The following is a 14,299-nucleotide window of genomic DNA, read 5'->3' on the forward strand; positions in this document are numbered from 1 at the left end:
GTCGCGGCACGCATCGCCCCGCGACCGGATCCAAGTTCAGTGACCCTGAATTACTCAGCTTTTGCTTCCGCAGCCGGTGCCTCGGCAGGTGCCGCGTCGGCCTTGTCGGCGTTCTCGGCAGTCTCAGTGCCTTCTTCGTTCTTTTCGGCTTCTGGCTTCTGGAGAAGGTCCTTCTCCCACTCTGCCATTGGTTGTTCGGCTGATTCCTCGGCCTTGGCAGCCTTGCCTGAACGCTCGAGCAGACCCTCGGCGACGGCATCCGCCATCAGGGAGGTGAGCAGCTCGATGCCGCGGATCGCATCGTCGTTTGCAGGAATCGGATAGGTGACGGTCTCAGGATCCGTGTTCGTGTCAACGAGCGCCACGACGGGAATGTGCAGCTTGTGGGCTTCCTGAACGGCAAGCGCTTCCTTGTTGATGTCGATGATGAACAGGGCCGAAGGGGTGCGGTTCATGTTACGGATGCCGCCGAGCTGCTTCTCCAGCTTGTCCTTCTCGCGTTCGAGAAGCAGCAGTTCCTTCTTGGTCAGACCTGACGCGTGGACATCGCTGAAGTCCATCTCCTCGAGTTCCTTGAGACGGGAGACGCGCTTGGTGACGGTTTGGAAGTTGGTGAGCATGCCGCCCAGCCAGCGCTCGGAAACATATGGCATGTTCACGCGGGTCGCCTGGGTCTTGACTGCATCCTGCGCCTGCTTCTTGGTGCCGACGAAGAGGATGGTGCCGTTGTGGGCCACGGTCTGCTTGATGAAGTCGTAGGCCTTGTCGATCATGTCGAGCGACTTGAAAAGATTGATAATATGAATGCCATTGCGTTCAGTAAGGATGTATTGCTTCATCTTCGGATCCCAGCGACGTGTCTGATGTCCGAAGTGGATGCCAGCCTTGAGCATTTCGCTCATGGTTATCTGTGCCATGATAATACCTTTCATTGTCGGTTATTGCCTGGTCATGCGAACCTGAGTGCAGCCCAAAGGGCCGACCGACACAGGTCGTCGCCGACATGACGCGATGTCGTGTGCCATCTCTAGGAAAGTTCGAATCGGAAGAGCCTGCGACTGCCTACCGAATCATCGACACACAGCTGACAAGGATACCATGGATCCTCGTCAGAAGCTGCAATCACCGAGCTGGCGAGCGAAGTTCGCGCAGTGCCTTGCGACGAACATCCTTCTCGAGCCGGTCTATGTACACGTGACCGTCAAGATGGTCGCATTCGTGCTGGAGCATTCGGCCCTTGATCCCGTCACCTTCGACGACGATCTCCCTGCCTGACAGGTCGATGCCGCGCACCCGCGCGTAGTCGGCTCTGCGGGTGTCGTACCACAGTCCAGGAAGGGAGAGGCATCCTTCGGCTCCGAACTGCTCTCCCGTGGTCTCTTCCAGAACTGGGTTGATGACATATCCAAGCTCATCCTCGATGTTGAAGGAAAACACCCTCAGCGGCACACCGATCTGGTTCGCCGATAGACCGGCCCTGCCGGGATCGTTCACCGTCTCGAGCAGATCCTGAACGAGTCGCTCGATCGCCGGAGTTATCGTCTTCACTGGATCGCAGACGGTGCGAAGAATCGGATCGGGAACCACTCGAATGTCACGAATTGCCAAAACCACTCCTGAAACTTAGATGCCCGAGTCTTTCTGGTCTCCATCAGGACGCTCCGCGTCCTCCCCCTCGGAAGATGACGTGGACTCGTCAGGAGAATCCTGCTCGGCCTGCGAACGAATTCTTTCAGAAACGTTAGCAAGGGAATCAGACACGTTGCTTCGTGCCCGGTCGATGCTGTCGAGCATCTCGTTGATGCGTGGCATGGCGTTTTCCTGGGCCTTGCTGACCAGAGGGGTCAATGATTCCGATGCCTTCTCCATAAGCTTCGCGGATGCTGCCTGCGGACGAGGCTGCGAAACCCTTGGCGCATAGAGGACCCTGTCGATCACGCTCTCGTACTGCTTCAGCACCTGGGGACGAATGACCTTCATGCTCGGTGTCAGCGTTCCATCTTCCTGCGTGAAGTCTTCGCTGAGAATCAGGAATTTCCTCACCGACTCCGCTCTGGAGACATTGCTGTTGGCCTGATCCACGAATTGCTGGACGTACGAGCGCACCGCCTCGTTCGTGACTGCCTGTGCGACGGTGAGAGTCGAATCGAGCTTTTGGGATTCGAGCCAGTTCTTCAGCATGTCTGGGTCCAAGGTGACGAGTGCGCCGATGAAGGGCTTGCCGTCACCGACGACCACGGCCTGGGACACGATCGGACATGAGGCTATCGTGTCTTCCATGGGGGCTGGGCTGATGTTCTTCCCACCGGCGGTGATGATGATGTCTTTCTTTCTGCCGGTGATGAAGACGAAGCCCTCATCGTCGAGCCTCGCCAGATCGCCGGTGTGAAGCCAACCGTCAGCGTCGACGGTCTCCTTTGCCAGATCGGGATTGCCGTAGTAGCCGACGAAGACGTTCGGGCCCTTGACGAGAAGCTCATCGTCATCGGCGATGCGAACCGAAATGCCAGGCCCCGGGCGTCCCACGGAACCGACGATGTTGTCATGCTCTCCATTGACGCAGCACGGTGCCGCCGTTTCGGTCATGCCGTATCCCTGGATGAAGGTTATGCCGTCGAAGCCGTTGAAGAAGTTCGCCAGATCGGCGTTCATCGGGGCGCCGCCGCACGCAAGGTATTTCAGATTCGGTCCGAGAGCTGAGCGGATCGAGGATCCGACGGTACGCATGTAGAAGGAGTGATAGATGCCTGCGATGAGACCGTGTCTGCCGGTTTCCTGCTCGTCCTTGGACCACTGTATGAAGTGCTTGAACGCATTGGCGAACAGGCGCCCCTTCAGACCGGCACCGGCCTTCTGGGACGCTGCGTTGTAGACCTTTTCGAAGACGCGCGGCACACCGAGAAGATAGGTTGGCTTGAAGCTGCGAAGGTCTGCCAGCAGATGCTTGGCATTGTGAACATATCCGACGACGCCCTGGGCTCCGATGCATACGTATTGAATGTAGCGTGCGAAGCAGTGGGCCAGCGGCAGGAACAGGAGAAGCCGCGTCGGAGCGGCGAGCATGTCGGGCAGGGCCTCGTAACCGGCATAGACGATATGCGTGAAGTTACGGTTCGAAAGCATGACCCCTTTCGGCGCGCCCGTCGAGCCGGAGGTATACACGATCGTCAGCAGGTCGTCCGCGCGAACATCGGATATTGCCCCGTCCAGGATCTCGTCATCTATGGCCCTGCCAAAGTCGCTGACCGCATTGAGCCCGTCGTTCTCGAAGTTGAATACGAACTTCAGCTTGTTGTCGGCAAGACGAGCCTGTTCCATGATCTGCGTGCGCTCGCTGTCGCCCGCGAAGGCGACGATGGGGTCGACGGCCTGCGTGATGGCGGCGGCCTGCTTGCTCGAATCGGTCTCGTAGATCGGCACGGTGACGGCACCGATTGCGGCGCAGGCAAAGTCGACGATCCCCCAGTCATAGCTGGTCGCCGAATAGATGATGACCTTGCTTCCCTTCGTCACGCCCAAGGCCAGCAGCCCCTTCGAGACCTGCCGCACACGGTCAAGCATCTGCGCAGCCGTGACATCGTGCCATGCCTTCGTGTTCTCATCCTGCCATTGGGCGATCACGTCTTCGGGATCGCGCTTGGTTCGATTGCTCAGCAGTGAATAGACAGTATCGTCGTCCGTCGTTGGCCGGTTGGTTTTAACATTGAATTCTCGCAACATGGATACCACTATAGGACTATGCCGGAATCGCGTCTTCCTCGCTATCCGATGTCAAGAAGCGAACACCTCCATCGCCCCCGCTCGAAATGGAGGACGACATTCGCCCAGTACTTGCTGTCTCCGATGCTGAAGCAGACCGAAACCTCATATATGTCAGGGCCGACGAGTAGGCCGTGTATCTGCTGTGGCACCACGGGAAGCTGCCCCAGCTCGTGCTTCACGAAGCCCTTTCTGGGATCGGACCGATGAAGAAGATATGAGAAGGTGAGCAACCGCTCAATCAGTTCGGGCTTCAGATAGTGGGAAAGAACCCTTGAATCCAGGCGCCGTCGAACGACATCCATGGCGAGGCACGCATTGCGACACGCCAAGACAGCCAGCTGGTGGCATTCCTCATTGCTTATCGTGGATGGAATGCATCGTGCTATTCGTATGGGGATCGGTCGCATGGTCTGCGCCACACGCACCTTGCCCTCATATGGTCCTCTGATGACCGGCGATGATTCTCTGGCGGAAGCTTCCATGTCTAGTCCTCAACGTTATGCCTGCGCTGCGCGCGTTGTTTCGTAGATTGAGCATCCCAAAGTTTTTACAATACGTCAAGATGGTGGCATGCCCACCGCACCCGTGCCGATGACAAGCCACCATGCGCCGCGACGCCGCCATCGCCCGCCGAAAGGAGATCAGATGTGCTCGTATGGCGTGACGACCACCGAGCATCGCTGGAAGTTCTTCACATCCACATATCCCGTCGATGCCATCGCCCTGCGCAATGCGCCAATGTAGTTGGTCGCACCATCTGCCTGATGGCTTGGACCGAACAGAATGCGCTGCATCGGCGCGACGGTGCCGACCTCGACTCGGTTCCCACGCGGAAGCGTTTCGTGATGCGCCTCGGAGCCCCAATGCATGCCCATGCCTGGAGCCTCCGTGGCACGGGCAAGCGGGGCGCCGAGCATCACGGCATCCGCACCCATGGCCAGAGCCTTGACGAAGTTGCCCGAAGTGCCCATTCCGGCATCGGCTATGACCTGCACATAGCGGCCGCCAGACTCGTCGAGATAGTCTCTACGGGCCTCGGCGACGTCCGCTATCGACGTGGCCATGGGAGCGTGGACGCCGATGGTCGTGCGCGTCGGAGATACCGCCCCACCGCCGAATCCGACGAGCACGCCGGCAGCTCCCGTCCTCATCAGATGCAGGGCGGCCTGATACGTCGCCGCACCGCCGACGATCACTGGTACATCGAGCTCATAGATGAATTTCTTAAGGTTCAGAGGCTGATGATTGGTCGAAACGTGTTCGGCGGAAACCGCAGTTCCTCGGATCACGAACAGATCGACACCCGCCTTGATCAAGGTCTCCGTGAATTCCTGCGTATGCTGTGGCGACAGGGCGCCTGCGACGGTCACACCGGCCTTGCGAATTTCCTGAATGCGTTCGGTTATCAGCTCCGCCTTGATAGGCTCGGCATAGATCTCCTGGATTCTTGCCGTCGCCCTTTCTGCGGGCAGTTCGGAAATCTCCTGCAGCAGCGGTCGTGGGTCTTCGTATCGAGTCCACAGACCCTCCATGTCAAGAACGCCGAGGCCGCCAAGCCTGCCAAGCGCGATCGCAGTCTGCGGACTCATGACCGAGTCCATCGGCGCCCCGAGCACCGGAATGTCGAAGCCATAGGCATCAATCTGCCATGACGTCGAAACGTCTTCTGGGTCGCGCGTGCGACGCGAAGGCACAATTGCGACATCATCGAGTGAATATGCAAGACGGGCCTTCTTGCCAAGGCCGATTTCGATTTCCTGAGACATAGTTCATAGGCTAATGCTCATGCCAGACCTAAGACCGAATGCCGTCGGAATTGATGAAATCGGTTAACATGAATGATGTATCAATGGAATTCAAGGTCGTCGCTCAAACAGACGATTTTAGGAGGAATTCATGCCCACAGCCAAAGCTTCCAGAATAAAGGTCGAGGGGACCGTCGTCGAACTCGATGGCGACGAGATGACCCGCGTCATATGGAAGGACATCAAGAATCGTCTGATTCTGCCATATCTCGATCTCGATCTTGACTATTACGACCTTGGAATCGAGAGTCGCGACAGGACGGACGACCAGGTCACCATCGATGCAGCGAAGGCGATCCAGAAAACCCACGTCGGCGTCAAATGCGCGACCATCACCCCGGACGAGGCCCGCGTCAAGGAGTTTGGCCTGAAGAAGATGTGGAAGTCCCCCAACGGAACGATCCGCAACATTCTTGGTGGAACGATCTTCCGCGAGCCGATCGTCATCTCCAACGTTCCGCGCCTCGTTCCAGGTTGGACGAAGCCAATCATCGTGGCCAGACACGCCTTCGGCGATCAATACAAGGCCACTGACTTCACAGTGCCAGGCAAGGGCAAGCTCACCGTCACCTTCACCCCGGCGGATGGGTCTGCGCCGATCGAGCATCTCGTCTATGACTATCCGGGAGCTGGAATCGCCCAGGTGCAATACAATCTCGACGAATCCATCGCTGGATTCGCACGTGCATGCTTTAACTACGGCCTGCTTCGTCACTATCCCGTCTATCTGAGCACGAAGAACACGATCCTCAAGGCATATGACGGCCGTTTCAAGGACATCTTCCAGGAGATCTTCGAAGGCGAATACAAGGACCGCTATGTGGCGGAGGGACTGACGTACGAGCACCGTCTCATCGACGACATGGTTGCGAGCTCATTGAAGTGGAGTGGCGGTTACGTCTGGGCCTGCAAGAACTATGACGGCGATGTCCAGTCAGACACGGTTGCCCAAGGTTTCGGCTCGCTCGGCCTGATGACATCGGTGCTGATGACGCCCGATGGGCAGACCGTCGAGGCAGAGGCCGCACATGGAACCGTGACCAGGCACTATCGTCGCTGGCAGAAGGGCGAGAAGACCTCGACGAATCCGATAGCCTCGATCTATGCCTGGACCGGCGGCCTGAAGCATCGTGCGAAGCTCGACGGCAACCTCGAATTGCAGCATTTTGCCGAGACCCTTGAACAGGTGATCATCGCGACGGTCGAATCAGGCAAGATGACCAAGGATCTGGCGACGCTCATCGGGCCGGATCAGCCATGGCTCGACACTGAGGGATTCATGGATGCCCTCGATGACGCCCTGTCAAGGAAACTCGCGGCCTGAGATACGACATGCCATGAATCTGGGTCTGTGACAGCGCCGTCAGCCCATGATTCAAGGTGTCATGATTCCTGGTGCCACGATTCTCAAGTTCCGCGTGCACGAATGCGAATGGCGGCACATCGCATCCTCATCCCAGTTCAATCATGAGATGGGCCGCCTCATATCCTCGGCGGACAGCGATGCCGGTATGTCTGGAGTCCTACAATGGTGATGACCTGGAATCCTGTGACTCATTGCTCAGGATGATGACATTGCGAAGGGATTGCATGAACTGCTTGAGGAAACGATTGATACATTTCATCGCAATTGGACTGAGTCTGTGCATGATTGTGGCCACAGTGGCATCCACAGTGGCATGCTCGCCCAGCCCCACGCCGCAGAAGACGACTGAGACAAGCGCCTCGAACAAGGGTTCGGTCGCAATCTTCACGCCATCCGATGGCGTGACCTTTTCCGAGCACACGCCATTGAACAAATGGACAAGGCTCACACCTGAAATCCAGAATGCACTCATCAAGACCGAAGGCTTCGACAGCGACTCCGTAGCGACAACGACTTCCGACACGCTTGACACCCAGAGCAGGGCGATTCAGGACTACGTCGTCGGCCATGTCACATCGCAGCGAACGGCTTCTTCGAGCGCGACATCCACGCTGAAGCCGAGCCAGGAGACGATCATCGTCGCACCCGTCGTCGCGAGCGACAATGCCACTCGCCAATATGGCGACCTGGTCGACCAGTCCTTGACGTGGAAGGAGTCAGGCACCTCGTCATCCTCGAGTTCGTCGTCATCGTCATCGTCATCATCGTCATCCAAGTCCACATCGGATAGCGCATCGCCCACACCTACGCAGTCGACTGATGACACTGGGACGACTGACGACACCGAGGAAGATGCGTCGGCAACCGCTCTGGCAACCGCCGCGGAACGTCTTGTGGCGGCGCTGCGTCTGGCCAAGAGCGCAGGAATGCATGTGATCGTGGTTTCGAATTCCATACAGGGATTCACGCCGGATATGTTCGTGAAGATGATCACAGCCCGTGAAATCGGCATTCTTCAGGCCAAGCAGCTGGTCAGTAAACTGGCATTGAACTCGACGAGCTCTGAGAATCCAAAACGGATAGAAGTCATGATTCCCGTATCTCGCGACCCTTCGGACGATTCTGACTCAGATTCGGCTGGCGATGCGTTCGCAAAGGAGGCCTTCGCCGGCATCTGGAGCGTCTTGGGCGAATACTATCGAGACGGCAAGGTCGAAAGCCCTTCGAAGACCCTTACCGCCTCAAGCAGCGACAGCAGCTGGAATAAGGTCATATTCGACGCGAGGAAGGATTCATCCGCCCAGTCGGCCCTTGCACACAGACTCGGCAAGACCAAGGACGGACAGGATGTGCCGGTGACCATCAATGGCATCCTTGCAATGAACGACTTCGTGGCTTCCGGTGTCACGGCCGAACTCGAAAAGCTGGGATACACCGGTTCATCCTCAGACATCAATCCCCAGATCAGCATTTCCGGGATCGTTGGGAACATCACCGGAAAGCACGACATTCAGAGGGACAAGGCGCCAGACCCCAAGCAGGCGCCCACGGAATCGTCAAACGACGATTCCGACAGCACGGGTTCCACGACTGGCAAGGCCTCCAGCGCGTGGCCCATCGTCACCGGCTTTGGCGCATACATCGACAACATACCTTCCATAGTCGATGGGCAGCAGTGGATGACGGCTCTCGAAGACCGCAAGGGCATGGCCACTGATCTGGCACATGCGGTGGCGTTGCTGAATGCGGGTGGGAAGGTCTCCACAAAGGATTCCGTGGCCCAGGACACGATCGACGGCACCAAGGTCCTGACCCTGTCCCATGATGCCCTGGTCGTCTCGGCATCCAACATGAAGTCGGTGCTGCTTGACAATGATTACATCACATCGGCCCAGGCAGGTCTCTAGCTCACCTGTCACCTGCAGCCGATACGGTATGCATCAGCGGCTTCGCTGCGCGCTGGACTGACGAGGGACATATATGACCTTGTCGATGACATCGCTATATCGTTCGATGATAGCCTGTCGCTTCGTCTTCAGACTCGGTGTGATCATGCCGTTTTCCTGAGTGAACTCATCGCTCACAATCTCGAACTTGCGTATGGATTCCGCTCTGGACACAAGGTCGTTTGCGCTATCGACGGCGCGTTCGACCTCCGTCACCACTATCGGATTGTGCTTTGCCTCCTCAAGCGTCGTCACTTCCTCCGCCCCCTGAGCCTTCAGCCATGCATTGGTGTCTGCCAGATCCAAGGCGATGAGAGCGGCGATGAATGGCTTCCGGTCTCCGATGACAAGACACTGGCTCACCACAGGCGATGTCATCACCGAGGCTTCGAGAACGCTTGGCGATACGTTCTTCCCACCTGCGGTGATGATGAGATCCTTCTTTCGCCCGGTGATGGTGACGAAACCCTGCTCGTCGATGTCTCCGAGATCTCCGGTATGAAGCCAGCCGTCCACTATCTGGCTGTGAGTGAGCTCAGGATGATTGTGATAGCCGACGCATACGCTGCCGCCCTTGATGCACAGCTCTCCATCGTCGTCGATGCCCATGCTGATGCCGCCAAGCGGTTTGCCGATGGTCCCTATCTTGTATCCCTCGGTCGGATTGACGCTGGCAGGAGCCGACGTTTCGGTCATGCCATAGCCTTCAAGCAACGGCAGACCGACGCCATTGAAGAAATGGGCGATGGAGACGTCAAGCGGCGCTCCCCCGGAAACCGCGTATTCGACCTTTCCGCCAAACACATCCATGATCGCCGAATAGATGAGCTTGCGATAGAGCGCATATTTGGCGGCGGACGCCAAGGGCAGCTTCTCCCCTCGCTGCTGCGCCTCTGACTTGAGACGCGCAAGCTTCGCGGCGTTGACGAACATGCGTCCGGTGAACCCCGTGCCGGCTCGCTGGGAGGCGGCGTTGTAGATCTTTTCGAAGATGCGGGGAACCGCAAGCACGAAGGTCGGCTTGAAACTGCTGAAATCATTGAGAATGGTCTTCATGTTGCTTGAAAGGCCAAGCGTGACGTTGCCGGCGAACGAGAAGAATTGCATGTACCGGGCGAAAACATGCGCCAGCGGCAGGAAGAGCAGAAGACGTCTATCCGGTTTCAGGCTGATGTCCGGCATGGTGGTGACACCGGAATAGGTGATGAAGACGAAGTTGGCATGCGAGAGCTCAATCCCCTTCGGCGTCCCTGTGGAACCTGAGGTATATACGATGGTCGCCAGATCAGAGCCTTTCACGGCAGACTCGCGTTCGAGGAACTCCTCTTCCCTGACGCCTCGACCATAGGTTTGCAGCGTGTTCACGGCACCGAGGTCGATGACATAGAGATCATTGAGATATGCGCACTGATCCCGGACGGAATCAACCTTGTCGCGCATGTCGTCATTTTCGACGAATGCCATCTTGACCTTGGAGTCGTTGAAAATCGTACGAATCTGAGCTGGAGAGTTGGTCTCATAGACGGGCACGGTCAAGGCACCGATGGACATGATCGCAATGTCGAGTGCAGTCCATTCCCATCGCGTGTGGGAGATGATCGACACTGAATCGCCCGGCATTATTCCCCGTGCGATGAGACCCTTTGCGAGTTCAACGACGATGTTGCGAAATTCCGTTGCGGTGAATGCCTGCCAGGTGCCGTGAGCATCCTTGTATTCAACCAGCCTGTCTTCAGGAGCACGGTCGACTCGTTTCTGAAGTATGGAGAAAATATTGGCATCGCTATCGATGGGTTCGCTCAGCGAACGAGTGTATTCTTTGAACATGCTGCTCCCTGTGTCTTGCTACTCACATGATTCTACCTTGGGTGCACGCCATAAGCGCCGTTTCCCATGCAGTTTTTCAGCGACATAGCTCACAGCGCCGAGACGTGAGCACCATGCGACTATGGTGATTTCAGGACGATTCGGGTACTCACCGTGCGCGTGGCAGGGTCGATGTATTCGTCGCCGCGTCTGATTCCCCAATGGATGCATTGCGATTCGCAATGATCCGACTCCCCGCCAACGCTTGCAAACGCATCGCCGCGAATCACGGCGGCACCGATGGGAAGTGCCGTCGCCGCCGGTTCGAAGGTGAATGTCAGAGAGCCTCTGGCAATGGACACGACGGATTTCAGCGCGACCTTGCCTCTGAAGGACACCACTCCGCTCACAGGTGCGAGGATATCGTCACCAGCCTGCGCGTGCAGGTCGATGCCACGGTGTCCCGCCGACCATTGCGTGGCAGGGGCAACGAATCCCTGCGTGATGACAGGTCTTGACATGGGCCAGACGGCAAGGGCCCTGCAGTCCGCACCTTCGGCGGTCACGGTGCTCTCCACTGCCATTGCAATGGATGGTGACCGTGCATGCACCAAGGCCGTCGCTGATAGCGATGCCAGAGTCAGCAGCGCCGTGGCCAGGCGTCGTCTGCCACGTCGGCTGCGTTCACGCCTGCTTTGAAACAGCATTCTGCGGACTTTTCCATCTGCGTTCCGGTCGGTGTATCGCATCGTCGATGCCTCCCTGTCAGTCAGGACAAATATCCCATCCTCGTGCCGGAGATGCATCATGCAACGGCGAATGTGGTCGAATGTGGTCGGATGTCGATGTGGTCGCGAATGCCAGATGCTGTCGAATGCCAGATGCTGTGGAATGCCAACTGTGCCACGCCAGACCCACAGGCCAATGAAGCGAAGGGTCAGGGACCTCTGTGCCGCGGGATCTGCGACGGGAATCCGACGGTCGGTCAAGGTTTCGGGATGCCATGCCAATTGTTTCGAATGTTAATCGAGGAAATCTTTGCGAAACGTTGACGCAATCCTTTCGAATAGATACGGCTCTTATATTAGAGCTCACCGGGGGGAGGGAAATCTTGTGAATCAATTTGTTTCTATCCAGCGTCATTGGGGAAAAGCTCTGACGATCATCGCCATCATGAGCATGGCCATTCTAGGGCTGTCTTCGACAGTCACCTTGCCAGCCACCGCAGCCCAGGCCGTTCAGGTCTGCAATCCCACAGCTTCCAATGGGTGCGTCAACGGAATCCTTCAGGATGAGTCTCAACGCGCCCTGTCTGGAATAACCGTGACGCTGAGCGGTGCGGAAAGCGCGTCGACGACGACGGATGCCAGTGGGAAATGGGCATTTTCGGTACTCAAGGATGGGTCATACACCGTAAGCATCGATGCATCCGTCGCCGCCTCGCACCAGCTGAAGGCCGACAAGGCCACGGTCGAGATCAAGAAGGGGGACTTCAGCAAGTCACGTCAGGTGGTGCGATTCGATGAGGCCCAGAGCTCCGATCAGTCATCACCGTCCAGTTCGGCCTCAAGTTCGAGCTCAGGCTCGGATTCCGCTTCGGATTCAACGTCTGGAAGCAAGGCATCAAGCTCTGCGAACGCTGATGACGACAGTCCGTGGGCTGATTTCTCGGCACGTGTCTGGGATCAGCTTTTCAGCGGAATCGTGTTCGGTCTGTTGCTGGGTCTGATGTCCATGGGCATGAATCTGGTATATGGCACGACGAAACTCAGCTCGTTCTCTCATGGCGAGCAAGTCACGCTGGGCGGCTTGATGGCCTACGTCGGAACGCAGGTACTTCACTGGCCTTTGATCGTCTCTGCGATATTCGCAGTCGTCATAGGCGGCATCACCGGATGGATTCAGAACGATCTGGTATGGTCCCCGCTTCGCAAGAAGCACGTCGGTGCCATGCAGCAGATGATCGTGACGATAGGGCTGTCCATGACATTGCAATATCTATTCCAGTTCTTCTTCGGAGCGGATGTGAAAGGCATCACCCTCGACGTTCCTCAGGGGTATCAGATTGGTCCGATAACGACGGACACGCCAACCTTGATTTCCGCAGGTGTCGCAATCCTGGTCATCGTCGGCGTGACTCTCTTCCTCTATCGCACACGCCTTGGAAGAGCCACGCGCGCGATATCGGATAACAGTGCACTGGCGGCGGCATCCGGCATCAACGTGGAGGAAGTCGTGCGCGTCGTCTGGATTCTCTCGACCTCCCTTGCAGCACTTTCGGGCGTGCTGATCGGCATCTACTTCAACGGCATCACTTGGAACACCGGCGCGCTGCTCCTGCTGCTGATGTTCTCCGCCGTCACACTCGGTGGGCTGGGAACTCCGAACGGAGCGCTCGTCGGATCGCTTGTCATCGGAATCGTGGCGGACATGAGTTCGCTGTTCATACCAAACGACATGCGCTATGCAAGCGCCCTCGCGATTCTCATCATCGTGCTGCTCATCCGGCCACAGGGCATCTTCGGAAAATTACAAAGGATAGGCTGACATGCTTTTGGACATTAGAGGAAGGAATCTGCTATGGATTTCATGACTTTGCTCACCGACACCACGGCACAGCTCTTTGCGCCGACCACGGCGGCATACGTTCTGGCTGCAATCGGCCTGAACATCCACTTCGGCATGACCGGTCTCATGAACATGGGACAGGCTGGATTCATGCTGCTGGGAGCATACGGCTTCGCGATCACCCAAGGCATGGGCTGGAACCTCTTCGCATCCTTGATCGCCGCATTGGTCCTGGCTGCAATATACGCAATTCTGCTGGGCATCCCGACCTTGAAGCTTGGACCCGACTACCTCTCGATGGTGACGCTGGCCTCTGCGGAAATCATTCGCATCATAGCCCGCTCGACATCGATGACTTCCATAACAGGAGGCTCCGGCGGAATCTCGCCTCAGAACTTCACCAACCAGTTCGAAGGCATCTCCCCGCTTCCTGACGGACGCTCGACCATACTGCTCTGGTCGTATTCCAACAACGTGGCCGATTCCTGGTGGATTCGAATCGTTTCATGGGTTCTGGTCCTCGTTGCGGCCTGGCTCACATGGCGCTGGTTCCATTCTCCGTGGGGCCGGGTCCTCAAGGGAATCCGCGAGGACGAGAACGCAGTTCGCTCCCTCGGCAAGTCCGTCACCCGATTCAAGCTCGAATCATTGTTCCTTGGCGGTTCATTCGGGGCAATAGCAGGCATCATATTCGTGCTCCCCCGTTCGGTCCAGCCTGACTCGCTGGGGCGCCAGGTCACCTTCTACACATGGACCATCCTGCTGCTTGGTGGTGCCGCAACGATCTTCGGTCCCATCCTCGGATCCTGCCTCCTCTGGGTCCTGCTCACCTTCGTCAAGGAGGTAATGCGCAATGTGGTTCCGGATTCCATCATTTCCTCAAGCCAGATCGAGTCACTTGGCTGGGTGATCGTCGGCATCGCATTGATGTGTCTGGTGATATTCAGACCGCAAGGCCTGCTTGGAGACAGAAAGGAGTTGGCGTTCAATGCCTGATACAAGATCGCACGAAGGTGCGGACGATGGTGCGGACGAAGTGCGACGCA

11 protein-coding genes are annotated in these 14,299 nt (G+C 57.3%); 4 read left to right on the forward strand and 7 right to left on the reverse strand.

Annotated features, from left to right (window positions below; genetic code table 11):
- Positions 1 to 50: 50 nt before the first annotated feature.
- The 5 genes from rpsB to QN062_RS01760 all read right to left on the reverse strand — a co-directional run bounded on the left by rpsB (position 51) and on the right by QN062_RS01760 (position 5,528).
- Complete coding sequence (gene rpsB / locus QN062_RS01740) at positions 51 to 917, reverse strand: 30S ribosomal protein S2 (protein WP_369341906.1); 867 nt, start codon at positions 915 to 917, stop codon at positions 51 to 53.
- A gap of 205 nt (positions 918 to 1,122) precedes the next feature.
- Entirely contained in the window at positions 1,123 to 1,608 is a 486-nt protein-coding gene (gene def, locus QN062_RS01745; RefSeq protein WP_369341907.1) for a peptide deformylase, read from the reverse strand.
- A 15-nt stretch (positions 1,609 to 1,623) separates the two neighbouring features.
- A complete protein-coding gene (locus QN062_RS01750; protein WP_369341908.1) occupies positions 1,624 to 3,720 on the reverse strand; it encodes a long-chain fatty acid--CoA ligase in 2,097 nt (698 codons plus the stop codon).
- 41 nt (positions 3,721 to 3,761) lie between these two features.
- Positions 3,762 to 4,244, reverse strand: coding sequence for a hypothetical protein (locus tag QN062_RS01755; protein WP_369341909.1), 483 nt, complete (start codon positions 4,242 to 4,244; stop codon positions 3,762 to 3,764).
- A gap of 159 nt (positions 4,245 to 4,403) precedes the next feature.
- Positions 4,404 to 5,528 carry a GuaB3 family IMP dehydrogenase-related protein gene (locus QN062_RS01760; protein WP_369341910.1) on the reverse strand — a complete coding sequence of 375 codons (1,125 nt, stop codon included), beginning with the start codon at positions 5,526 to 5,528 and terminating at the stop codon, positions 4,404 to 4,406.
- A 130-nt stretch (positions 5,529 to 5,658) separates the two neighbouring features.
- On the opposite strand from QN062_RS01760, the gene QN062_RS01765 reads away from it, so the two are divergent.
- Together QN062_RS01765 and QN062_RS01770 are read left to right on the forward strand one after the other, a co-directional pair.
- Complete coding sequence (locus tag QN062_RS01765; RefSeq protein ID WP_369341911.1) at positions 5,659 to 6,891, forward strand: NADP-dependent isocitrate dehydrogenase; 1,233 nt, start codon at positions 5,659 to 5,661, stop codon at positions 6,889 to 6,891.
- A gap of 323 nt (positions 6,892 to 7,214) precedes the next feature.
- A complete protein-coding gene (locus tag QN062_RS01770) occupies positions 7,215 to 8,840 on the forward strand; it encodes a hypothetical protein (RefSeq protein WP_369341912.1) in 1,626 nt (541 codons plus the stop codon).
- A 33-nt stretch (positions 8,841 to 8,873) separates the two neighbouring features.
- Here the strand turns inward: QN062_RS01770 and QN062_RS01775 are convergent, their stop codons facing one another.
- Together QN062_RS01775 and QN062_RS01780 are read right to left on the reverse strand one after the other, a co-directional pair.
- Complete coding sequence (locus tag QN062_RS01775) at positions 8,874 to 10,706, reverse strand: long-chain fatty acid--CoA ligase (RefSeq protein ID WP_369341913.1); 1,833 nt, start codon at positions 10,704 to 10,706, stop codon at positions 8,874 to 8,876.
- A 119-nt stretch (positions 10,707 to 10,825) separates the two neighbouring features.
- The gene (locus tag QN062_RS01780) at positions 10,826 to 11,392 is read right to left on the reverse strand and encodes a M23 family metallopeptidase (RefSeq protein ID WP_369341914.1); all 567 of its coding nucleotides are present in this window, start codon (positions 11,390 to 11,392) and stop codon (positions 10,826 to 10,828) included.
- Between the two features lie 466 nt (positions 11,393 to 11,858).
- On the opposite strand from QN062_RS01780, the gene QN062_RS01785 reads away from it, so the two are divergent.
- On the forward strand, positions 11,859 to 13,232 hold the full coding sequence (locus QN062_RS01785; RefSeq protein ID WP_369342504.1) for an ABC transporter permease subunit: 1,374 nt from the start codon (positions 11,859 to 11,861) through the stop codon (positions 13,230 to 13,232).
- Between the two features lie 33 nt (positions 13,233 to 13,265).
- A complete protein-coding gene (locus tag QN062_RS01790) occupies positions 13,266 to 14,249 on the forward strand; it encodes a branched-chain amino acid ABC transporter permease (RefSeq protein ID WP_369341915.1) in 984 nt (327 codons plus the stop codon).
- The last annotated feature ends 50 nt before the right edge of the window (positions 14,250 to 14,299 follow it).

This window comes from Bifidobacterium sp. WK012_4_13, assembly GCF_041080835.1.
Lineage (GTDB): Bacteria > Actinomycetota > Actinomycetes > Actinomycetales > Bifidobacteriaceae > Bombiscardovia > Bombiscardovia fermentum.